Genomic DNA, 20,910 nt, shown 5'->3' with positions numbered 1-20,910 from the left:
GAGTCGCAGGTCAGAGGCCCTTTCGGGGAATTCCCCGGGGGGCCTCCCCTGCGCTCGGAGTCCACATCGAGTCCACACCCCCACGTGATCATGGTTTCAAGGCCACCCGTTCGGGGGGACTCGATCACAGCACTCAGCGCCCACAGGAGCTGGGGCGGCTGCCCCCCGGCGGGGGACCGAGGGCAGCCGCAGTCACGATGGCCTACTCCATCCACTCCTTCCCGCGGGTGTCCGTGGGGGACATACGGCCGGTGTAGAAGTCGATGTGCCGACGGTCGGTGTGGGGCCGCTTGGTGCAGTGGCCGTACGCGCTGGGGTGCTCCAGCCAGCAGTAGCCGCCCGCTCGGCCGGCACTCCGCTCGGCCTCCCGCATCCGCTCGGCGAAACTACGTTGCGAGGCAGGCCGTCGCTTGCCCGTCATCGGTGTCCCTCTCGCAGGAGACGGACCAGAATGCGGCCTACCTCGCAGCCGGCGGCAGTGGTGCGGCACGCCTGGCAGTGCGCCGTGTGAGCGAAGAGCCCACGGTGGGCCCGGCGGGCGGCGCATGGGTGGCAGGCCCGCGGGTACCAGCGCGCTCGCCGCCCGTCGTCCGTGGCCAGGTGCTCGCCCATGTCGACGGCCGTCTCGGTGGTGAGCGCCGTCGGGCACCACACACAGCGGACGCCTCGGGCCTGCTCGGGCGTTACCTCGTCGAGCTCCGGGAGGACGAGGGCGGCCACGACGCTCGGCGGTACGGCCGTTGTCTGGTAGGTGGTGGTCATGCAGCGGCTCCTCGCTGGAGTGCGGCTGCGAGCCGCAGGGCGACGTCTGCGCGGATGCGGCCGAGGTCGACGAGGCCGAGGGCTGGCGCGCCAGGGTCGACAGCAAGGGACGGAAACACGATGCCGACCGCGTCGAGCGCGGCGCGCAGCGACTCCTCGGCGGTGAACGGATCGACGTGCAGCTCGGGTGCCATGAGCAGGACGGTAAACGCGCGCAGTTGCCTGATGTCGGCCATGTTTCGCCGAGTTTCTTGATGCACCGCCAGAGTTTCGCGAAGTTTCTCATGAGGGGTCGCCGTGTGGCGTGTCCACGCGGACGACGTCGGGGAGGCTGGCCCCACCACACGACCCCAGGGAGGGACCATGCGGCGCATCCGCTTCAACGGAACCGGGAGCGGCGGCGGGGGCTGCCCCAGCGTGCACGAGGATCTGGACTCGGGGGAGGTCATCGTCCACGGGCCGCCGCTCACGGACCCGGCTGACGTCGCCCAGCTTCAGCACCTTGACGAGGGCGAGGTGGCGATCGTTGTACCGAGGAACACGCTGACGGACTTCGGCCCACGGGACGAGACGCCCCGACTCATCAACGCCGAGGACGAGTTCGACGCGATGTTCGCCACCTTCAAGCACACGGCGTGGCGGCTGGAGACGCGGCGCCGATACGCCAGCGACGAGCAGACCGCCGAATGGCAGCAGTTCACAGCAGGCCAGAGGATCGACTGGGATTACGACGACGACTGGTGCAAGGGCGTCCGCGAGGCGACCGCGCAGGGCAAGAGGTTCGAGCGCGTGCGCCTGGTCGACAGCCCCGCCACACCGGGACAGCTATACCTCCGCAGCAACGCGGCCCGCAACTGCGCCGTTGGGGAGGACATCCGCAACCTGTCCCGTGCCCAGGCGGAGCAACTGCGGCTGCCCGACGAAGACTTCTGGATCTTCGACTCCCGGCTCGTCGCCCGCCTGCTTTTCGACGAGGACGACAACTTGACCGGCGCCGAACTCATCACGGAGCCGGCCGCGGTGAACCGGTACTGCCAGGCGAGGGATGCGGCCTGGCACTATGCAGTCCCGTACGCACGATTCGAGATCGACAGCGCATGACGTGAGGTCCGGTGAGCACCGACTATCAGCAGGCACGCGAGGCCCTCGGGCTGCGGCTCCGGGAGCTGCGGCTCACTTGCCCCGATGGTCGGCTCACCGGCGCCCAGCTCGCGGAGCGCCTGGGAGCGGGCTGGACGAAATCGAAGATCAGCAAGCTGGAGAACGGGCGGCAGACCGCTGAGGCCGAGGAACTTCAGGCGTGGGCCGAGGCAACTGGCCACCCTGAGGCGTACGCCGGTCTGCTGGCCCAGCTCCGCGGGTTCGAGTCGCACATTCGGTCATGGCGGCGGCAGCTGTCGTCCGGGCACCGGCGGGTGCAGGACGCCATCACCGCCGAGCACGACCGCACCCGCGTGCTCACCATCTGGGAGAACGTCCTCGTGCCAGGCATGCTCCAAACCGCCGACTATGCCCGGCACGTCCTCACCCGGCACGCCAACCTGATGCAGTCGCCCCGCGACACCGAGGACGCCGTCCGGGCCCGCATCGCCAGGCAGGCCGGACTTACCGAGCCGGGCCGCCTGTACCGGATCATGATGTGGGAGGGCGCGCTGCACGCCCTCGTCTGTCCACCCTCAGCGCTGGCCGCGCAGCTCGATCGGCTCATGGGAGTCGTCGGCCTGGACACCGTTCAGCTCGGTGTGATCCCCTTCACCGCCTCTCTGCGGATTTTCCCGGGGAACAGCTTCTGGATCTACGACGAACGGCGCGTGGTCGTCGAGGACTGGCACGCCGAGTTGTGGTTGGACGACGCCGACTCCGTGGCCACCTACCTGCGGGTGTGGCGCACCCTCGAACAGTCGGCCGTGTACGGTGCCGACGCACAGAACGTCATCAGCAGGGCGCGGCGGGCTCTCCCCGCACGGTGATCCCGAGCACGACGAAACGCCCCCTCCCGCCCGAAGGCGAGAGGGGCTGCGCCTCCTTGACGTCGAAGCCACGGCGGCGGCCGAGCTTGGTGAGGGAAGCCTTTTCGGGATGCCGTCGGCGTCCCGGCCGGTCCAGCCGCAGCGGCGCTGCCACGCCGCGTACGCCTGGACGGTGGCGGTACCGAAGTGGCCGTCCGTCAGCCTCTTGCCGAGGAGGCCCCTTTCAGCTCGGCCCACCGGGGCGAGTCGATGTCCGCTTCGAGGGATGCGGCAAGACGCTCAAGAAGGGAGGTCTCGGCGTCCTCGTAGAGCTGGGCGACTTCAGCCGCCAGTCCTCCACCATCGCTGGAGACACTGGCATACGTACCTCCAAGGGCCGCTGCCAGACTCAGCAGATGAGGAACAGAGCGTTCGAGCCCGTTGAGCCTCCGGCCGGCCGCACTGATTCGGCATGGTTCACCTGCGGACGTGCGAAGGCCCGGCCACCGGGAGTGCGGCCGGGCCGGTCGGTGATCGTCGGTCAGCAGGTCTCGCCGAACTTCACCGCGGTGAATGTGACGGGCTGTCCGTCGAGCTTGGTGCCAGGTGCGGGGTCCTGCGTACACACCTGCCAGTTCGACTCGACGAGGATCACGCGGTCCTCGCCGGAGGCGTCGTTGACGATGATGCTCGTGCTGCTGTCCAGCGCCCCGCGGGCGACCTTGACGGACTTGCCCTTGAAGTCGGGCATGGTCGAGCCTGCTTCCTCAACCGCTCCTTCATCCTTGCTGGGGCAGGTCTCTTCCAGCTTGACCGTCGCGAAGTCGACCTCGGTGTTGGTGGCGTGTTCCCCAGCGGCGGGGGTCTGCGAGCAAACCTTCCAGTTGCGGTCCAGGACCTGGTTGCGTCCGCGGCCGAGAGCGTCGTGGGAGGTCAGCTGGTAGAACCCTGCGGCCTGCGCTTGGTCCTGGGCGGACTGGAGGCCCTTGCCCGTCATGTCGGGCAGGGTCGCGGTGCCGCTGCCGGTGTCGGCCGAGTTCGGTGCGGTGGAGGACACGGTGGACGGCTTGCTGTCGCTGTTGCTGCCGCCGCTGGTGTTGTTGTCGGGACCGCACGCGGTGAGGGCCAGCAGGCCAGCGGCGAGCGCAGCGATCGTGGTGGTGGTGCGTGTCTGCATGGTGTGTCCCCAAGCATTGTGGCTGTGGTTCCAGCATGCGACGCGTGGGGGTGGAGCTGCTGCGTTGTGAACGTTCTGTGACGTTGGAGCCGCGCAGGGGCGAGCGCCAGCAGCGACCCGCACGGTGTGAGTGATCCAGATTGGCGAGGGATACGACGTGCACGTGGAGGAGCTGGTGTTCCGCGGGCCCCGTGGGGGCGCGCTGAACATGAACAACCTGCAGCGATCGTGGAAGCGGGCGATCGTCCAGGCCGGTGTGGCCAGGGCGCAGGGAGTGGTGGCCGCGGCTGTACGAGTACCGGCACGACGTCGCGAGCCGCCTCCACCACGCGGGCGTCAAGGAGAGGGACACTCAGGCGTTCCGTCCGCGCCCACCGATGATCAGACCCCGGCCGGTTCGGCCGGGGTCTTGTCGTGTTCCGGGGGGTTCAGGGCTGCTCCGGCTTCGCCGTGGCGTGCTTGAGCTGGGACCGGGCGCGGACGCGGTCCGTGCCGGAGAGTTCCGCCCAGTACCGGTGGGTGGTGACGAAGACCGCGAGCTCGTGTTCGCGGCGGCGGAGCTTCTCGACCTCGGCCTGTTCGTCCTCCGTCCAGCCCGGGGAGGCGGGGCGCTCGATCTTGCGCCAGCCGCCGGTGTCGCTGAATCCGTCCAGGGGTTCGACCGACCAGGGGAGTCGTTTCAGCAGGGCCGACAGTTCGGCCCGGACCTGATGCAGCTCCTCCTGACCGGCGAGGAGGTCGCTCGGGAAGTCATAGGTCGTAGCCACGCGGCAATGCTACGCCTGTTCGATTTTGAGGTGCGAGCCGCCGCGAAGGGTTCACGCGAACGGGTGTCCCGGGCGGGAACGGGTGTCGGTGTTCGGGGGCCCGGAGCGGGGGCGGGCGTCCGGGGCCGGGAACGGGTGGGCGTCCGAGGCCGGGAATGGGGCCGGGAGCGGGTGGGGGTGTCCCGGGTGCCGGCCCGACCAGGGACACCCACACCTCACCCCGGCTCAGCCGGTGGCCGGCCTCAGCTCGTGGTCGCCGCCAGGTCCTCGACCAGCCGGGTCGCGACCGGCACCGGCACCCCGTGGCGCTTCGCCGCGCGCAGCAACGCGCCGCCGATCGCGTCCAGTTCCAGGGCGCGGCCGGCCTCGGCGTCCCGTTGCATGGAGGACTTGGTCGCGGCCGGGAAGGCGTCGTAGCGGGCCAGTGCCTGCGCCGGGTCCGAGGGGCCGCCGCTCGCCGCGCTGACCGCCGCCGTCTCCTCCACCAGGGCCGTCAACTCGGCGCGGTGCGCGGTGCGTACGTCGCCCAGCGGCAGGCCCAGGCGGGTGGTGAGCAGCGCGAGAGGCGCGAGGAAGGACATCTTCGCCCACAGTGCCGCCGCCTCGTCCGGTACGACGCGGGTGGTGGGGCCGGCGGCGGAGAAGGCCGTCGCGAGGGAGTCCAGGAGGTCGTCCGGGACCGGATCGCCCGCGAGGTCGATCTCGGCGAACGGGCTGGTGTGCTCGATCTCGCCGGGTGCCACGCGCGTGGACTCGACGCGGATGACCGCGGGGGCGACCCGGTCGGCCCGGTAGCGCTCGCGCAGGGCGGCGGGGTGTTCCACGCCGTTGAGGAACGGCACCAGCAGCCCGTCGCCGAGCACGGCGGCCGGTACGCGCGCGAGGGCCGCGTCCAGGGCGGTCTGCTTCACGGTGACCAGGCAGGCGTCGACCGGCTCGCGCAGTTCCGTGTCCGCCTCCACGCGGGCGGTGAACTCGCCGAAGACGCCGCTGCGGACGCCGATCCCGGAGGTGCGCAGGGTGTCGGCCGTCTTCTCGCCGGCCAGGCAGATCACCCGGTGGCCGGCGCGGGAGAGCAGCGCGGCGAGCAGCCCGCCGACGCCTCCCGGACCCAGTACGGCGACGGTGAGCCGCTGGTCGTACGCCTTGTCGTCATGTGCCATGGGATGTGGCTCCTGTTCGTCGGTCGGCCCCGGTGCGGTGGCCGCCTGAAGGATGATCATGACAAAGGCGGCGGCACCACGGAAGCGCCGGGGCCGAGCAGATGCAGCCGCTCGGTGATACCGGCGGCCTCGAACGGCGACGTGCGGTCCCCAAGGCCCCTCCGGACGCCGAGCGGGACGAGGAGGCGCCGGGCGCCGGACGGGACACATCCGTACGCCCGTTCGCCTGCGGAGGTCCCGTGGCGGCGGGACACTGGACGCATGTGCCGCAGCATCAAGACCCTTCGCCCGCCCGTGCTCCCCGAGGAGGCGACCGAGGAGGACATCCGGGCCGCCGCCCTGCAGTACGTCCGCAAGGTGTCCGGCTTCCGTGCCCCGGCCGCCCACAACCGGGAGGTGTTCGACCGCGCCGTCGAGGCCGTCGCCGAGGCCACGGCCGAGCTGCTCTCCGGACTGGAGATCCGCGGACAGGCGGCCCGGCCCGCGCGCTAGGCGGTGCCCAGGGAGCCCCGGACCCGCCAGGAGCCCTACGCCGTCGTCGCCGTCTCCGCGGCCGTGCGCGGCCTGCGCATCAGATACGCCGCCCCCGACCCCGCCGCGAACAGCGCCAGCACCGACACTCCCGTCGCCAGCCATCCCGCGCCGAGCCAGTGGGCGCCGAAGTAGCCGAGGGCGACGCTGTAGGCGGCCCAGGACAGGCCCGCGAGGGCGGACCAGGGCAGGAAGTCGCGGGCGCGGCTGTGGGCGGCGCCGGCGCCGAGGGAGACGACCGAGCGGCCGGCCGGGGCGAACCGGGCGAGGACGACCAGCGCACCGCCGCCCTGCGCGAGGGCCGTGCCGAGTCGTTCCTGCGCGACGGACAGGCGGCGCGAGCGGGCGATGGCGCGGGCCAGCCGCGACGTGTCCCGCCAGGCCAGCCGGTACGCGACCAGGTCGCCCAGCACCGACGCCGTGGCGGCGCACAGGGTGAGGGCCAGGATGTCGGGCACGTCGTGCGGAACCCGTCCGGCCGCGGCGCCCGACCCCGCGGCGGCGGTGGCGCCCATGATCACCAGTACGCCGCTGGGCAGCACCGGCAGAAACACGTCGAGCAGGACAGAGGTGCCCACCAGGGCATAGATCCATGGACTGCCGGCCAGCAACCCCAGACTCTCGAACAAGACGACTCCCCGTACTTCCCCCCGTGGCCCGGCCTGCCGCGGTGGCACGCGGGGAGCGGCAAGGGGCCGTTGACAGCCATACAGCGTACGCCGGGGGTGTGACAGGACGTTCACAGGGGGCTAGTGCGACTTATACGGGGCGTTCACCCGGTCGCCACGACGGGTCACGCCGGCGGGCCCGGTGCGTCACCCCGACGCCTCGGTACGTCACCCGGCAGGGCGGTTTCACCCGGCTGCCACGGCAGAGGGGCGGCTCGCGCGTTACTCCCGTAGCAACGGTAGGAGGCAGACAGCCGAGAAACGGCCCACAAGCCACTGAGCGTGAGGAACGGTGCAGATCATGGTGGCAGGTATATGTGCAGGCGCGGTCGCCGCGGCCCTGCTCGTGGCCGGCTCCGGCGGCGTGGACGGACACGCGGACGGCTACCGGATGAGCACGAGCGCGCGGTTCGCCCCGCCCACCGCCTTCGTCCCGTCGGCGGCGATCACCTACGACATGGGCCTGGTCCCCGCCGGCGCCTGGATCCAGGTCACCCAGCGCACCGAGCCCCTCGGTGCCACGACCGTGCGCCTGCGCGTGAAGGGCATGCAGCCCGGTCACCGCTACGGCGTCCATGTGCACCAGAAGCCGTGCGCCGCCGACCCGGACGCGGCGGGCGGCCACTACCAGCACGAGCCCGGCACCGGTGAGCACCATGTGACCGCCGAGAACGAGGTGTGGCTGGACTTCACCCCGGACCGCGACGGCACGGCCGAGGCGAGCGCGCACCACGGCTGGGGCTTCCGCCGCGGCGAGGCGTCCTCCGTCGTGATCCACGACGAGCCCGGCAGCAAGGGCGCCCGCGTGGGCTGCTTCACGGTGCCCTTCGGCTGGGTCACGGGGACGGGCTGAGCCGTCGCTGGGACGGCGCGGGCTGTGCCCTCGCCCGCAGGACGGCGCCGGACCCGGCCCGTACGAGACCACGGAACGGCGCCCTTTTCCCGGAGGAGAAGGGCGCCGAGCCGGGGTGTGGGTCAGGCCGCGACCGCGCCGGCGGGCTCCGTGCGGGTCGTGGAGCGGCGGACCAGGACGCGGTCCAGGCCGAACGCGCCGGAGCCGGTGAAGACCAGCAGGAAGAAGGCCCAGCAGAACATGGCCGACGCTTCGCCGCCGTTCTGGAGCGGCCACAGGGCCATGCCCTGGTGGACGTCGAAGTAGGCGTACGCCATCGAGCCCGACGCGAGGAAGGCGGCGGCGCGGGTGCCCAGGCCCAGCATCACCAGGCCGCCGCAGACCAGCTGGATCACGGCCGCGTACCAGCCGGGCCAGGTGCCGGCGGGGATCGTGCCGCCGCCGGTGCCGGACGCGCCGCCGAGGACGCCGAAGAGCGAGGCGGCGCCGTGGCAGGCGAAGAGCAGGCCGACGACGATGCGGAACAGGCCGATGACGTAGGGCTGGGCGGTGTCGAGGCGTTCGGTCATGGGGGTCTCCTTCGGTCGGACCGGTCCTCGGGGGGACCGGCCGGGGACGGCCGAGCGGTGATCGGGCCGAGGGTGATCGGCCGAGCGGTGACCCCCACGTTAGGGTCACCTCAGTAGTGCTTGCAACTTCAACATTTAGCCGCCCTTGATATCACCCGTGGTGTCCTCCCCTGTCGCCTGTGGTGCCCTCCGAATCGCCCGTGACGTCGCCCTCGGCCTCCTCCGTGAGCCGCATCTGCTCCACCGTCACCAGCCGTGCCCCGCGCCCGCGTCTCCACCGCGGGGCCCTCGCCTGCTCCAACCGCAGCTCGGCGCCCCGCCCGCGCACCGTCAGCGTCATCAGCTGGTTGCCGAACCACGGCCCGCCCGTGCGATGCCAGTCGACCGAGGGCCGTGGCACCCGCCCGTGCCCGGCGAGGCGGCGGCCCAGCGCCCGCGCGAAGGCGCTCCAGGCGAAGCGGAAGCCGAGCCGGAAGGACAGCGGCACGGAGTTGTGCACCGGGGAGCAGGTCAGCTGGAGCGCCCGGGCGTCGGGTCCGCGGCCGTCGGGCCAGGACGGCTCGGCGATGTACGCGTGGTGCACGTCCCCGGAGAGCACGAGCACGCTCGCGGGCGCCCCCGGCCCCGAGCCGGCCTCGGCGATCAGTGCCGCCAGCGCGTCGAAGGAGTCGGGGAAGGCCGACCAGTGCTCCATGTCGGCGGCCCGCCGCAGCCGCTCGCCGAACCGCGCCCAGCGCGGCCCCTTCCCACCCCGGCACAGCGCCGCCGTCCAGCCCTCGGCGTCGTGCATGAGCTGCGGCAGCAGCCAGGGCAGGGAGGAGCCGATCAGCAGGTGGTCGCACTCGCCCCGCGCCTGCCGCAGCTGCTCCCGCAGCCACTCGGCCTCGCCGGGGTCGAGCATCGCGCGCGCGTCCTCCGCCAGCACCCGCGCGGCCCGGCTGTCCACCATCAGCAGCCGCACCCGGCCGAAGTCCCGCCGGTAGCTCCACCGTACGGAGGCGGAGTCGGCGTCGGCCCGGCAGGCGAAGGCGCGCAGCGCCTCGGTGCCGTCGGGGGCGGCGCGCACGGCCGCGTAGAGCGGGTCGGCGGCCAGTTCGGCCGGGGAGAGGTTGCCCAGGTGCTGGTGCACCCAGTACGACATCAGGCCGCTCAGCAGCCGCTCCCGCCACCAGGACGTGGCCCGCATGTCGGCGAGCCAGGCGGCGGAGGTGTTCCAGTCGTCCACGATGTCGTGGTCGTCGAAGATCATGCAGGTCGGCACGGTGGACAGCAGCCAGCGCACCTCGGGGTCGAGCCAGGACTCGTGGTAGAGCCAGGTGTACTCCTCGTAGTCGGCGACCTGGGTGCCCGGCGGGTCCTTCGGGTCACGGCGTGCGGCCAGCCGGCGCCGGGTCGCCTGGGAGGTCTCGTCGGCGTACACCTGGTCGCCGAGCAGCAGCAGGACGTCCGGCCGCTGCGCCGCCGGGGCGGCCGTGAGGCGGGCGGCGAGGGTGTCGAGGGCGTCCGGGCCGACCGGGTCCGGTTCGCCGGCCGGGGGAGCGGCCCAGCGGCAGGAGCCGAAGGCCACCCGCAGCGGGCCGCCCTCGCCGGGCACCCGGATCTCGGAGGGCGGGTGGGGCGAGTCCGGCAGCGGCCACACGCGCGTGCCGTCCAGGAACACCTCGTACGCCGTCGAGGTGCCGGGGGTGAGGCCGGTCACCTCGACCAGGGCGTAGTGATGGCCCGCGATCTGGAAGGTGCGGCTGCTGCCGCCCGCGCCGTCGGCGCAGCGCACCTCGGCGGTGCAGGGGCGGCTCGCCTCGACCCATACGGTCGCCGACGAGCCGCCGATGTGTCTGAGCAGTGGTCCCAGCCGGAGTCCCGTCACGCCGACCGCCTCCTTCAGTCGCCCCGTACGGTACGGAACGAGGGGAGCCCGTGGGGAGGTTCCGGGGGCGGGTCGGGCCGGGTTGTTCGGCTCGGGTCGGTTCGGGGCGGATCGGAGCGGAGCGGGTGGGTCGGGGCGGGTCGGATCGGCGCGGGGTCGCTCGGGGCGGGTCGGAGCGGGTTGGCTCGGGGCGGATCGGATCGGAGCGGGTGGGTCGGGGCGGGTCGGATCGGAGCGGGGTCGCTCGGAGCGGGTCGGATCGGCGTGGGGCGGGTGGCCGGGCGGCCGACCGGACCGCTGATCAAGAACAGACGGCCGGTCGGCCGGTCGGCCCGGTCGCCGGGTCCGCCGCAGCCGAGGCGGTCGGCCGCGCGGGACGCGGGCGGCCGACCGGCCGACGAGGCTCGGGGGCGGCGGCGGACCGGCGGGTCTGCGAGGCTCGGGCGCGGAGGGCCCGGCGGCCGGCCAGGCTCCCGATCAACCGGAGTCGGCCCGGCAGGCCGTGATCAGCCGCAGTCGGCCCGACAGGCGGCCGCTCAGGCGCAGTTGGCCAGCCGGCTCTGCAGGGCGCTCTTCTCGGCGGAGTCGACCGACAGGCCGTAGTAGTACTTCACCTGCACCCAGGCGCGGACGTAGACGCAGTGGTACGCGGTGCGCGAGGGCATCCACTCGGCCGGGTCCTTGTCGCCCTTGGCCTGGTTGACGTCGTCGGTGACGGCGAGCAGCTGCGGGCGGGTCAGGTCGTTGGCGAATGCCTGGCGGCGGGAGGTGGTCCAGCTGTCGGCGCCGGAGTCCCATGCCTCGGCGAGCGGGACGAGGTGGTCGATGTCGACGTCGGAGGCGGCGTACCAGGTGGCGCCGTCGTAGGGGGAGTACCAGCTGCCGCTGGTGGCGTAGCAGGAGGAGTCGGTGACGACGTTCTGGCCGTCGCGCTTGAGGACCGTCTCGCGGGTGTTGCAGGTGCCGGAGATGGTGATCCAGTGCGGGAAGAGGTCGCGGTTGTAGCCGGTGCGGTCCTCGGCGGCGACGGGGAGGGCCGCGAGGTAGCTGCGGGCGGTGGCGCCGCTGACGGGGGTGGGCAGGGCGGCGGAGGCGGTCGGGCCGTTGAAGAGGCCGACGGAGGCTATGAGGGCGGTGAGCGCCGCGACTATGCTGAGCCGTCGACGCGCGTAGAACGTGGTCATGCGAACTCCCTTGCGGTGTGGGGGTGTTGGCGTGCGAGCGTGGGAATGCTCGCGGTGGGGTGTTGCGAACGGATGTGCGCCTGGTGGCAAGTTAGTGACGTGCGCATGACACGACAAGGTTAAGGTTCGAACTTCTCCTCGCGTACGATGGGCGGCGCAGAAGGGGAGTAGCTCTTCGCCGGACCGTCGACATACTGCTCAGCCCAGCTGGGCCGGCGCCCGGAGCCGTTCTCGTCAGGAACGGCCAGCGAGACCTTCGGCAAGCAGTGCACGCCCGTGCCGTCCGGCACGGGTGACGTGTGCTGCCCTTGCCGAGGTCGCGTCCGAAGGGTTCACGCACTCTCGGTGGGGGCAGTCCCGACCGATTGAGGAACCTTGATCAGCTTCTCCGTCACCGCGCTCGTCTTCGGTGTCGTCTTCCTCGCCGAACTGCCGGACAAGACCGCGCTCGCCGGCCTCGTCCTCGGCACCCGCTACCGCGCCTCCTACGTCTTCGCGGGCGTCGCCGCCGCCTTCGCACTGCATGTCGCCCTCGCCGTCGCGGCCGGCAGCGTGCTGACGCTGCTCCCGCAGCAGATCGTGCACGCGCTGACCGGTGTGCTCTTCCTGGGCGGCGCGGCGATGCTGCTGATGAAGAAGGACGAGGACGAGGACGAGATCCGCCGGCCCGAGAACCAGTCCTTCTTCAAGGTCGCCGGAGCCGGGTTCATGCTCATCCTGGTCGCCGAGTTCGGCGATCTCACCCAGATCATGACCGCCAACCTCGCGGCCCGCTACGACGACCCGCTCTCCGTCGGCCTGGGCGCGGTGCTCGCCCTGTGGGCGGTCGCCGGGCTCGGCATCGTCGGCGGAAAGGCGCTGATGAAGCGGGTGCCGCTGCGGCTCATCACCAAGGTCGCCGCCCTGCTGATGCTGGGGCTCGGGCTGTGGAGCCTGTGGGAGGCGATCGCCGGATGACCGGGCGGGCGAACTGAACGGAAGGTGAAGATTTCCGCGGAGGCTGGCGGGAGGCCGGAATTGTTTTGTACCGTAGAGGAACAAAGTGGCTCCCGCCCGTTCACCCTGACCGGCGGGCGGGGCCGCCTTGTTCCCCGCGGGGGACTGGCCTGATGCCCCCCGACCCGTGCTTGGAGCTGCCGATGACGGCCACCACCGTGCTCACCGCCCGCGCCCTCCTGCTCGACATGGACGGCACCCTCGTCAACTCCGACGCCGTCGTGGAGCGCGTCTGGCGGCGCTGGGCCGAGCGGCACGGGCTCGACGGCGACGAGGTCATGCAGGTGGTCCACGGTCGCCAGGGCCACGCCTCCATGGCCGTACTGCTGCCGGACCGGCCCGTGGAGCAGAACCTCGCGGACAACGCGCGCATGCTCGCCGAGGAGACCGCCGACATGGACGGTGTCGTGCCGGTTCCCGGCGCGCCGGAGTTCCTCGCCGCCCTGCGGGGGCTGCCGCACGCGCTCGTCACCTCCGCCGACGTCGCCCTGTCCACCGCCCGTATGGCCGCCGCCGGGCTCCCCCTGCCCGACGTCCGTGTCACCGCCGAGTCGGTCGGTGCCAGCAAGCCCGACCCGGAGGGCTTCCTCAAGGGAGCCGCCGAGCTCGGCGTCGACCCCGCCGACTGCATCGTGTTCGAGGACTCCGGCGCGGGCATCCGCGCGGGGCGCGCCGCGGGGATGCGGGTCGTGGGGGTCGGTCCGCGGGCGGGCTGCCATGGGCCGGACGTGCTGGTGGCCGATCTGACGCGGGTGCGGGTGGAGGCCGGGGCCGGTGGGGAGATCCGGTTGTCGGTCGGTCGGGGGGTGTGACGGGGTCCTCCGGTTGTCGGTCGATCGGGGGGACTGACGGGGCCCTCCGGTTGTCGGTCGATCGGGGGGTGTGACGGGACCCTCCGGTTGCCGGTCGATCCGGGGGCTGACGGGGCTCTCCGGTTGCCGGTCGGTCGGCGGGTGAGGGCGGGCCCTCCGGTTGCCGGTCGGTCGGGGGTGAGACGGCCTTCCCGTTGCGGCCGTGGTTGCGGCCGCCGGCCAGGAAAGAGCCGCCCGTTCCGCGAGCTGAGAGGATCGGGGCATGGTGGACTCGCATCCGGAGATCAACGCCCTCATCGTCGACGCCGTCGACCCCGAGCGGCTCGCGGCGTTCTGGTCCGAGCTGCTGGGGAGGCCGGTCGTCGGACGGACGGGCCCCTATGTGTGGCTGCGGCGGGAGAACGGGCTGGGGATGGGGTTCCAGCGGACCGCCGAGGGCAAGGCCGGCAAGAACCGGATGCACGTCGACCTGGCGTCGCCCGATCCCCTCGCCGAGCAGCGGCGGATCGAGGCGCTCGGCGGGCGCCGGCTCGACGGGTACGACGAGGGCGGGTTCCTGGTGATGGCGGACCCCGAGGGCAACGAGTTCTGTGTGATCCCCGAGGGCCCTGTCGACCTCGACGACGAGGGGCGCGCCCACTACCTCCCGTGACCGCCGGGGTGCGCCCGCTGCACCCCCGTGGTCGTCCCTACGGCTCGCTCGTCTCCGATTCGAGCATCGCCCGCGTCGGCTGGTCGTACACGCCCAGCTCGGAGTCCTGGAGGCCGCGGGCCCACTGGTAGGTGCGCAGGGCGTCCTCCAGCCGGCGGTCGAAGGTGCCGTCGATGTCGCCGTTGTAGAGGTACAACTGGCCCAGCCGGTGCTGGAGTTCGGCCACCTCGGGGCCGGTGTTGCCGCGCTTGAGCACGGGGGGTTCCTCGGGACCGGCTCCGCGTTCCTGGTCCTCGTCCGGCTCCTGGCCCGCGCCCGGGTCCTGCGAGGCCCGCGGGGACGGCGTGGCCCGGACCGGCCCGGAGGCGGTGGGGGAGGGCTCGGCGCTCGACGCGGACGGCGACGGGGATGTGCTCCCGCTCGGCGACGGGGAGGCCGAGGGCGAGGCCGACGGCGAGGTGGACGGGGACTCCGGGGCCGCGGTGACCGCCGTGGGGCTTGGCGCCGGGCCCAGGGAGGCCGCCTCGCTGGTGCGGGCCTCCGGCGGGGCCTCGCGGACGCTCTGCGGCAGGGCGGTGTCCCGCGAGGGGGTGTCGTAGCCCAGCAGCCCCGCCGCCAGGCCGGCCGCGGCGACCACGGCAACCACCGCTCCTGAGGTGGCCAGGAGGACCGTACGGCGCTTGCCGCTTCGCCCGGAGCGGCTGTTGCGGGGGCCCACGAGGGGGTCGGGGTCCGCGTCCGCCGCCGCGAACAGGTTCAGGTCGTGGTCGTCGGGCGGGGAGGGCGGGGGCGCGAGGGGAGTGGTCAGGGGCGTCGGCGGGACTGCCGAGCCGACCGGAGCCGGCACGTCCGTCGTGTCGGCCGGCGTCGACACGTCCGGCGTGCCTGCCGGGGCCGGCGCGCCCGCCGAGGTTGCCGTGCCCGCCGAGGTTGCCGTGCTCGCCGTTCGGGGCCCTCCGGGGGCTCCCTCGGTCTGCCCGCCGGTCCCACCCGCCGACGGCACCGCGGGCAGTCGCCGCGTCGGCTCCGCGTCAGGGTGTGCGGGGCGCGGCTCAGGGCCGCCGGGGGCGTCCAGATCGACGTACGGGCGTATGCGCAGCGGATCGAAGTCCTCCGCCGCGGCCGCCTCCGCCGTACGGGCCTGGAGCAGTGCGTCGGACGCCCGGCGGCCGCAGCCGCAGGACGGGGTGTTGTCCGGTCCGCGGGTCGCCCCGCACTCCGGGCACCGGTGCTCATGGTGGTCTGCCACGCGTCCGTCCCCTCCCCCTCGCGAACACAGAGGATTATGCAGACACCGTCGGTCGCATCCGCCCGAAGCCCCCGGAACAACGGCCTCCATCGTGACTCGACAGGCCATAACGGGACACACCCACCACGATGGAGTGGGTAACGAGAGCTTCGGGAGGTCTCCATGGCCGACGACGCGCACGGGAACACGGGACGAGTGCTCCAGGGGCACCAGGGGCAGGCCGATCCGGAGCACGTCCCCGGCAACGTCCTCGTCTCCATCGGCGCCCTGCTCCTCGGCATGCTGCTCGCCGCCCTCGACCAGACCATCGTCGCCACCGCGCTGCCGACGATCGTCAGCGATCTCGGCGGCCTGGAACACCTGTCCTGGGTGGTCACCGCGTACATGCTGGCCGCGACCGCCGCGACCCCGCTGTGGGGCAAACTCGGCGACCAGTACGGGCGCAAGCGGCTGTTCCAGATCGCCATCGGCATCTTCCTCGTCGGCTCGGCGCTGTGCGGGCTCGCCCAGGACATGCCGCAGCTGATCGCGTACCGGGCGGTGCAGGGCCTGGGCGGCGGCGGGCTGATGGTGCTGTCCATGGCGATCGTCGGCGACCTCGTGCCGCCCCGCGACCGCGGCCGCTACCAGGGCCTTTTCGGTGCCGTCTTCGGCGCGACCAGCGTGCTCGGGCCGCTGCTGGGCGGGCTGTTCACGGAGCATCTGAGCTGGCGCTGGGTGTTCTACGTCAATCTGCCCCTCGGCGTCGTCGCGCTCGCCGTCATCGCCACCGTGCTGCGGCTGCCGCCCAAGTCCACCCGGCACACCATCGACTACCTCGGCACCTTCCTCATCGCCTCCGTCGCCACCTGCCTGGTCCTCGTCGCCTCCCTCGGCGGCACCACCTGGGAGTGGGGTTCACCGCAGATCATCGGGCTCGGGGTGCTGGGCGTGCTGCTGACCGCGGCGTTCGTCGCGGTGGAGCGGCGGGCCGCCGAGCCGGTGCTGCCGCTGAAGCTGTTCCGCATCCGCACCTTCACCCTGTCCGCCGTGATCAGCTTCATCATCGGCTTCGCCATGTTCGGCGCGATGACCTTCCTGCCGACCTTCCTCCAGGTCGTGCACGGCATCAGCCCGACCATGTCCGGTGTGCACATGCTGCCGATGGTGTTCGGCCTGCTGCTGTCCTCGACCGTCTCCGGCCAGATCGTCAGCCGCACCGGCCGCTGGAAGGTCTTCCCCGTCGCCGGAACCGCCGTCACCACCCTCGGCCTGCTGCTGCTCCAGGAACTCGACGAGCACAGCTCGACCGGCGAGATGAGCGCCTACTTCTTCGTCTTCGGCCTCGGACTCGGCCTCGTCATGCAGGTGCTGGTGCTCATCGTGCAGAACGCCGTCGGCTACGAGGATCTGGGCGTCGCCACCTCCGGCGCCACCTTCTTCCGCTCCATCGGCGCCTCCTTCGGCGTCGCCGTCTTCGGTACGGTCTTCGCGAACCGCCTCGCCGACCAGCTCGGCGACGCCTTCCGCGGCGCGGAACTCCCGCCCGGCGTCTCCGCCGACGCCCTCTCCGCCGACCCGCGCGGCATCCAGTCCCTGCCGCCCTCGCTGCGGCCCGCCGCGCTGCACGCCTACGCCTCCTCCATCACCGACGTCTTCCTCTACGCCGCACCCGTCGCCCTCCTCGGCTTCGTCCTGGCCTGGTTCCTGCGCGAGGACCGGCTGCGCGCCTCGGTCACCGCGCCGGACGTCACCGAGACGCTGGCCAGCAACCCGGTCGAGCGGACGTCGTACGACGAGGTCTGCCGTGCGCTGTCGGTGCTGGGCACGCGCGAGGGGCGGCGCGAGGTGTACCGGAAGATCACCGATCGCGCCGGGTACGACCTGCTGCCCGCGGCGAGCTGGCTGCTGCTGCGGATCAAGCGGCACGGGTCCGTGGAGCCGGCCGTGCTGGCGGAGCGCAGCCCCGTGCCGCTGGCGGTGATCATGGAGGCCGCGCGTCAGGTGGAGTCGCGGCGGCTGGCCGTACGGCGGGGCCTGGACCTGATGCTGACCGACTCCGGCCACGAGGTCGCCGACCGGCTGGCCCGGGCCCGCGAGGAGTCCCTCGCCGAGATGCTCGGCGACTGGTGGGGGCCCGACCGGCCGACCGACCTCGTCCAGCTGATCAAGGAGCTCAACGCGGAGCTGTGCGGGTCGGAACGGGAGGAGCCGCATGACGCGAGGCCGGTCACGCGATTCGGCTGAAAGCGGCGCTCACATCAGGTCATTCACAGCAGGTCGTTCACAGCAGGTCGTTCACAGTAGGTCCTTCGTGAACCAGTGGTCGGCGTACGGCTCGTCGTTGTGCCGTTCCGTCTCCCGGTAGCCGAGCCGCGCGTACAGCGCCCGTGCCTCGACGAGGTCGCTGCGGGTGTCGAGGATCATGCGCCCGGCGCCCATCGACCGGGCGGTGTCCTCGGCGGCCGTCACCAGCCGGGCGGCCCCGCCCTTGCCGCGTACGTCCTCCCGCAGGAACACCCGCTTGAGCTCGGCCGTGCGCGGATCCGTCAGACGGATGCCCGCCATGCCGGCCGGCTCACCGTCGTGGCGCGCCAGCAGCAACCGCCCCGCCGGCGGCACCAGACCGTCCACCGCGCCGGCCGCGATCTCCCGTTCCAGCTCGTCGGGGTCGGTGCGGCGGCCCTCGTGCAGCAGGTACCAGCGGTCGCTGACCTCCGTGTAGTAGGCCCGCCACAGCAGGGCGGCGGCCGGGGAGTCGACGGGTTCGGGAGTGATCGTCCAGGAGGTCATGGCGTCATTGTCCGGAGGAGGCGGGCGGACGGCGCAACCGATTTCGGGGCCGTTTCAGGCGGGCCGCGCGGGCAACCCGGCCTTCGGAACGGCCCCGCACGAGGGCCGGCGGGGATCGAGAACCCGGAAGGCATACATGTCCACAGGACTGATCATCGCGTTGATCGTCATCGGGGCGGTCCTGGTCATCGCCCTGGCCGCGTTCCTGGCGCTGCGGGCCCGCCGTACGCACGGCGGCAGCGATCTGCGGCGCCGCTTCGGACCGGAGTACGACCGGACCGTGGCGCGGCACGACGGCGACACCAAGGCAGCCGAGCGTGAGCTGACCGAACGCCTCGAACGCCACGGCGACCTGCGGCCGCAGCCGCTGGACCCCGCCCGGCGCGAGCGCTTCGAGGCCCGCTGGGCCGCCGCGCAGGAGCTGTTCGTCGACGCGCCGCGTGCCGCCGTGTCCGAGGCCGACCATCTGCTCGCCGAGGCCGCGGAGGCCCGCGGCTACCCCGACAGCGGGCACTACGACGACCAGCTCTCCGCGCTCTCTGTCCATCACGCCGAGCACGTCCAGGGCTACCGGCATGTGCACCGCCTCGCCCACGAGCCCGACGGCCAGGACGGCACCGGCCGGGGAGCGGCCACCGAGGAGATGCGCGAGGCCATGGTCGAGGCGCGCGAGCTCTTCGAGGACCTGGTGGGCGCGGGGGCCGGGGGAGCGGACAGGAAGGGGAGTCGAGGGATATGACCGAGGTGACAGGGCGGGCCGGGGGCGGCACCGCCACCCCGCTGCTCGCGCGCGAGGAGTGCGACCGGTTCGAACGGCAACTCCAGCACGCCCTCGCCGAGTTCGTGGACGAGCCTCGGCACGCCGTCGAGGAGGCCGACCGCACCCTTGAGGAACTCGCCGCGCGCTTCACCGACGCCGTCACCCGGCGCCGGCGCACCTTGCGCATGTCCTGGCAGTCCACCGACGCCCCCGGCGGCGCCGCCGACGACACGGAACAGCTCCGCCTCGCCCTCCGCGACTACCGCGAACTCGCCGAACGCCTCCTGCACGACAGCGGCGCCGAGACCTCCGGCAACGGGACGCCGGGAGGCGCGACGATGGGCACGGCGGGCACGGCGGGCACGGCGGGGCCGGGCTCCGGGGAAGGGGCGAGCCGGATGGGCCAGGGCGGCCTGGGTGACCGTATGGCGTCCGGCAGCGGTGACCGTACGGTGTCCAGCACCGGTGACCGTATGGCCCCCGCCTCCGGTGACCCCATGGCCACCGGCGCTCCGCCGCCCGCCACCGGCGAGGAGCGGCAGGCGATGGCGAAGCCGCAGGACGATTCGCCGACGGTGACACCGACGCCGCCCGCGACGGAACATCCGGAACGCCGGGGACGGCCGGGCGACATCGCCTAGCGCCCGGTGACGACAGCCCGTGCGGGCCGGCCGCGTACGACGCCGTCGGCCCGCTCCGGCGTGTCCGCGTCCCGTCTCAGGGGCTGACACGGGACGCCTCCGGCCGGGCAGACTGCCTCCATGACAGCGCGAGTGATGAGCAAGGGCGCCAATGTGCCCGTGGACGCGGCCGTCGTCCGGGTCGAACTGAGCTGGTCCGAGCGGGGCGGCGGGCCGGACGTCGACGCGTCGGCGTTGCTGCTGACGGAGGCCGGACGGGTGCGGGACGACGGTGACTTCGTCTTCTACAACCAGCCCCGGCACGCCTCCGGCGCCGTGACCCACGTCGGCAAGCGAGCCGCCGGCGGGGTCATGACCGACACGGTCGAGGTGAACCTGGGCGCGCTGGAGAGCGGTGTCGCGCGCGTGGTGCTGTGCGCGTCGGCCGACGGCGGCACGTTCGGCCAGGTGGCCGGGCTGACCCTGCGGCTCCTCGACGCGGCGGGGCAGGGGGAGGTGGCCCGCTTCGAGATGACGGCCGGGACGGAGACGGCCTTCATCGGCGGGGAGCTCTACCGGCGCGAGGGGCGCTGGAAGTTCCGCGCCGTCGGCCAGGGCTACGCCTCCGGACTCGCGGGACTGGCCACCGACTTCGGGATCACCGTCGACGACGAACCGACCCCCGCCGCCACCCCGTCACCGGCCCCCGCCGCCACCCCGGCACCGGCCCCGCCCTCCGGTGCGGCCTCCGGCCCCCGCCTCACCAAGGGCGAGGAACGGCTCCCCGTCGACATGCGCAAACGGCTGTCCCTGCGCAAGGAGCAGGTCGCCGTCAGCCTGCGCAAACACGGTGCGGCCGACGTCACCGCACGGGTGATCCTGGTGCTGGACGCCTCCGGTTCGATGGCGTTCCTCTACTCCGGCGGCGTGGTGGCGGACGTCGTCGAACGCATGGCGGCGGTCGCCGCGCAGCTCGACGACGACGGCGAGATGCAGGCGTGGACCTTCGCCAGCAACGCGGCCCGGTTGCCGGACCTCCGGCTGGGCGAACTGCCCGAGTGGCTGCGGCTGCATGTGCGCGTGGGGGAGATCGGTCTGTTCCGGCGCGGCAAGAAGGCCAGGAAGGGGCTGGAGGAGGGGCAGGTCGACATGCGGTCGGTCGGCATCCAGAATGAGGAACAGAAGGCGATCGCCGAGGTCAGACGGTATGTGCGGGAGAACCCCGCGCCCGTGCCCACCCTGGTGCTGTTCTTCTCCGACGGCGGTGTCTACCGTGACGCGGCGATCGAGAAGGAGCTGCGCGAGGCCGTCGAGGAGCCGATCTTCTGGCAGTTCGTCGGCCTGGGCCGCTCGAACTACGGCGTGCTGGAACGGTTCGACACCCTGCCCGGGCGGCGCGTCGACAACGTGGGCTTCTTCGCGGTGGACGACATCAGGACAGTCCCCGACCAGGAGCTCTACGACCGGCTGCTGTCGGAGTTCCCGTCCTGGATCACCGCCGCCGGGCGGGCGGGCATTCTCTGAGGCGTCGGTCCCCGGGGCCGTAGGGTCCCCGGTCC

At 72.7% G+C, this 20,910-nt stretch carries 23 protein-coding genes; 11 read left to right on the top strand and 12 right to left on the bottom strand.

What is annotated here, in order from left to right; translation table 11 throughout:
* Positions 1 to 202 precede the first annotated feature (202 nt).
* Genes ACSU6M_RS10535 through ACSU6M_RS10525 form a run of 3 tightly spaced genes read right to left on the bottom strand, consistent with a single transcriptional unit; the run spans position 203 to position 998 of the window.
* Entirely contained in the window at positions 203 to 373 is a 171-nt protein-coding gene (locus ACSU6M_RS10535; RefSeq protein WP_437069001.1) for a hypothetical protein, read from the bottom strand.
* 44 nt (positions 374 to 417) lie between these two features.
* A complete protein-coding gene (locus ACSU6M_RS10530) occupies positions 418 to 762 on the bottom strand; it encodes a hypothetical protein (RefSeq protein WP_437068999.1) in 345 nt (114 codons plus the stop codon).
* Entirely contained in the window at positions 759 to 998 is a 240-nt protein-coding gene (locus ACSU6M_RS10525; RefSeq protein ID WP_437068998.1) for a hypothetical protein, read from the bottom strand. The genes ACSU6M_RS10530 and ACSU6M_RS10525 overlap by 4 nt, the downstream gene beginning before the upstream one ends.
* Positions 999 to 1,125: 127 nt before the next feature.
* On the opposite strand from ACSU6M_RS10525, the gene ACSU6M_RS10520 reads away from it, so the two are divergent.
* Together ACSU6M_RS10520 and ACSU6M_RS10515 are read left to right on the top strand one after the other, a co-directional pair.
* Positions 1,126 to 1,863 (top strand): DUF6879 family protein, encoded by a 738-nt coding sequence (locus ACSU6M_RS10520; protein WP_437068996.1) that lies wholly within the window; start codon positions 1,126 to 1,128, stop codon positions 1,861 to 1,863.
* An 11-nt stretch (positions 1,864 to 1,874) separates the two neighbouring features.
* Positions 1,875 to 2,732 (top strand): helix-turn-helix domain-containing protein, encoded by an 858-nt coding sequence (locus ACSU6M_RS10515; RefSeq protein WP_437068994.1) that lies wholly within the window; start codon positions 1,875 to 1,877, stop codon positions 2,730 to 2,732.
* A gap of 520 nt (positions 2,733 to 3,252) precedes the next feature.
* On the opposite strand, the gene ACSU6M_RS10510 is transcribed toward ACSU6M_RS10515, so the two are convergent.
* The 3 genes from ACSU6M_RS10510 to ACSU6M_RS10500 all read right to left on the bottom strand — a co-directional run bounded on the left by ACSU6M_RS10510 (position 3,253) and on the right by ACSU6M_RS10500 (position 5,818).
* Positions 3,253 to 3,888: a hypothetical protein gene (locus ACSU6M_RS10510; protein WP_437068992.1), complete on the bottom strand. Its 636-nt coding sequence runs from the start codon at positions 3,886 to 3,888 to the stop codon at positions 3,253 to 3,255.
* A gap of 428 nt (positions 3,889 to 4,316) precedes the next feature.
* A complete protein-coding gene (locus ACSU6M_RS10505; protein ID WP_437068991.1) occupies positions 4,317 to 4,655 on the bottom strand; it encodes a hypothetical protein in 339 nt (112 codons plus the stop codon).
* Positions 4,656 to 4,897: 242 nt separating this feature from the next.
* A complete protein-coding gene (locus tag ACSU6M_RS10500) occupies positions 4,898 to 5,818 on the bottom strand; it encodes a ketopantoate reductase family protein (protein ID WP_437068990.1) in 921 nt (306 codons plus the stop codon).
* A 261-nt stretch (positions 5,819 to 6,079) separates the two neighbouring features.
* Here ACSU6M_RS10500 and ACSU6M_RS10495 point away from each other — a divergent pair, with 261 nt between their 5' ends.
* A complete protein-coding gene (locus ACSU6M_RS10495; protein ID WP_437068989.1) occupies positions 6,080 to 6,310 on the top strand; it encodes a DUF2277 domain-containing protein in 231 nt (76 codons plus the stop codon).
* 35 nt (positions 6,311 to 6,345) lie between these two features.
* Here ACSU6M_RS10495 and ACSU6M_RS10490 read toward each other — a convergent pair whose 3' ends face one another.
* Positions 6,346 to 6,978: a DedA family protein gene (locus ACSU6M_RS10490; RefSeq protein ID WP_437068988.1), complete on the bottom strand. Its 633-nt coding sequence runs from the start codon at positions 6,976 to 6,978 to the stop codon at positions 6,346 to 6,348.
* 340 nt (positions 6,979 to 7,318) lie between these two features.
* On the opposite strand from ACSU6M_RS10490, the gene ACSU6M_RS10485 reads away from it, so the two are divergent.
* Positions 7,319 to 7,870, top strand: coding sequence for a superoxide dismutase family protein (locus tag ACSU6M_RS10485; RefSeq protein WP_437068987.1), 552 nt, complete (start codon positions 7,319 to 7,321; stop codon positions 7,868 to 7,870).
* A 122-nt stretch (positions 7,871 to 7,992) separates the two neighbouring features.
* Here the strand turns inward: ACSU6M_RS10485 and ACSU6M_RS10480 are convergent, their stop codons facing one another.
* From ACSU6M_RS10480 to ACSU6M_RS10470, 3 genes are all read right to left on the bottom strand, one after another.
* Positions 7,993 to 8,439 (bottom strand): DoxX family protein, encoded by a 447-nt coding sequence (locus ACSU6M_RS10480; protein WP_437068986.1) that lies wholly within the window; start codon positions 8,437 to 8,439, stop codon positions 7,993 to 7,995.
* Positions 8,440 to 8,590: 151 nt separating this feature from the next.
* Entirely contained in the window at positions 8,591 to 10,306 is a 1,716-nt protein-coding gene (locus tag ACSU6M_RS10475; RefSeq protein WP_437068985.1) for an alkaline phosphatase D family protein, read from the bottom strand.
* A gap of 536 nt (positions 10,307 to 10,842) precedes the next feature.
* The gene (locus ACSU6M_RS10470; RefSeq protein WP_437068984.1) at positions 10,843 to 11,490 is read right to left on the bottom strand and encodes an HNH endonuclease family protein; all 648 of its coding nucleotides are present in this window, start codon (positions 11,488 to 11,490) and stop codon (positions 10,843 to 10,845) included.
* Positions 11,491 to 11,865: 375 nt separating this feature from the next.
* On the opposite strand from ACSU6M_RS10470, the gene ACSU6M_RS10465 reads away from it, so the two are divergent.
* The 3 genes from ACSU6M_RS10465 to ACSU6M_RS10455 all read left to right on the top strand — a co-directional run bounded on the left by ACSU6M_RS10465 (position 11,866) and on the right by ACSU6M_RS10455 (position 13,950).
* Entirely contained in the window at positions 11,866 to 12,447 is a 582-nt protein-coding gene (locus tag ACSU6M_RS10465) for a TMEM165/GDT1 family protein (protein ID WP_437068983.1), read from the top strand.
* Between the two features lie 182 nt (positions 12,448 to 12,629).
* A complete protein-coding gene (locus ACSU6M_RS10460; RefSeq protein WP_437068981.1) occupies positions 12,630 to 13,298 on the top strand; it encodes an HAD family hydrolase in 669 nt (222 codons plus the stop codon).
* 262 nt (positions 13,299 to 13,560) lie between these two features.
* Entirely contained in the window at positions 13,561 to 13,950 is a 390-nt protein-coding gene (locus tag ACSU6M_RS10455; RefSeq protein WP_437068979.1) for a VOC family protein, read from the top strand.
* A gap of 37 nt (positions 13,951 to 13,987) precedes the next feature.
* On the opposite strand, the gene ACSU6M_RS10450 is transcribed toward ACSU6M_RS10455, so the two are convergent.
* Positions 13,988 to 15,199, bottom strand: a complete 1,212-nt coding sequence (locus ACSU6M_RS10450; protein WP_437068977.1) for a peptidoglycan-binding protein — start codon at positions 15,197 to 15,199, stop codon at positions 13,988 to 13,990.
* A gap of 162 nt (positions 15,200 to 15,361) precedes the next feature.
* Here ACSU6M_RS10450 and ACSU6M_RS10445 point away from each other — a divergent pair, with 162 nt between their 5' ends.
* Positions 15,362 to 17,425, top strand: a complete 2,064-nt coding sequence (locus ACSU6M_RS10445) for a DHA2 family efflux MFS transporter permease subunit (RefSeq protein WP_437068975.1) — start codon at positions 15,362 to 15,364, stop codon at positions 17,423 to 17,425.
* 51 nt (positions 17,426 to 17,476) lie between these two features.
* Here the strand turns inward: ACSU6M_RS10445 and ACSU6M_RS10440 are convergent, their stop codons facing one another.
* The gene (locus ACSU6M_RS10440; RefSeq protein WP_437068973.1) at positions 17,477 to 17,971 is read right to left on the bottom strand and encodes a GNAT family N-acetyltransferase; all 495 of its coding nucleotides are present in this window, start codon (positions 17,969 to 17,971) and stop codon (positions 17,477 to 17,479) included.
* A 136-nt stretch (positions 17,972 to 18,107) separates the two neighbouring features.
* On the opposite strand from ACSU6M_RS10440, the gene ACSU6M_RS10435 reads away from it, so the two are divergent.
* From ACSU6M_RS10435 to ACSU6M_RS10425, 3 genes are all read left to right on the top strand, one after another.
* Positions 18,108 to 18,710 carry a hypothetical protein gene (locus tag ACSU6M_RS10435; RefSeq protein WP_437068971.1) on the top strand — a complete coding sequence of 201 codons (603 nt, stop codon included), beginning with the start codon at positions 18,108 to 18,110 and terminating at the stop codon, positions 18,708 to 18,710.
* The gene (locus tag ACSU6M_RS10430; RefSeq protein WP_437068970.1) at positions 18,707 to 19,372 is read left to right on the top strand and encodes a hypothetical protein; all 666 of its coding nucleotides are present in this window, start codon (positions 18,707 to 18,709) and stop codon (positions 19,370 to 19,372) included. Before ACSU6M_RS10435 ends, ACSU6M_RS10430 begins: the two co-directional genes overlap by 4 nt.
* 120 nt (positions 19,373 to 19,492) lie before the next feature.
* The gene (locus ACSU6M_RS10425) at positions 19,493 to 20,875 is read left to right on the top strand and encodes a VWA domain-containing protein (protein ID WP_437068968.1); all 1,383 of its coding nucleotides are present in this window, start codon (positions 19,493 to 19,495) and stop codon (positions 20,873 to 20,875) included.
* Positions 20,876 to 20,910 lie beyond the last annotated feature (35 nt).

It is taken from the genome of Streptomyces sp. enrichment culture (genome assembly GCF_964272895.1).
In the GTDB taxonomy this organism is placed as follows: Bacteria; Actinomycetota; Actinomycetes; order Streptomycetales; family Streptomycetaceae; genus Streptomyces.
Note: the sequence above shows the minus strand (reverse complement) of the source record. Positions and strands in the feature narration are given on the sequence as shown.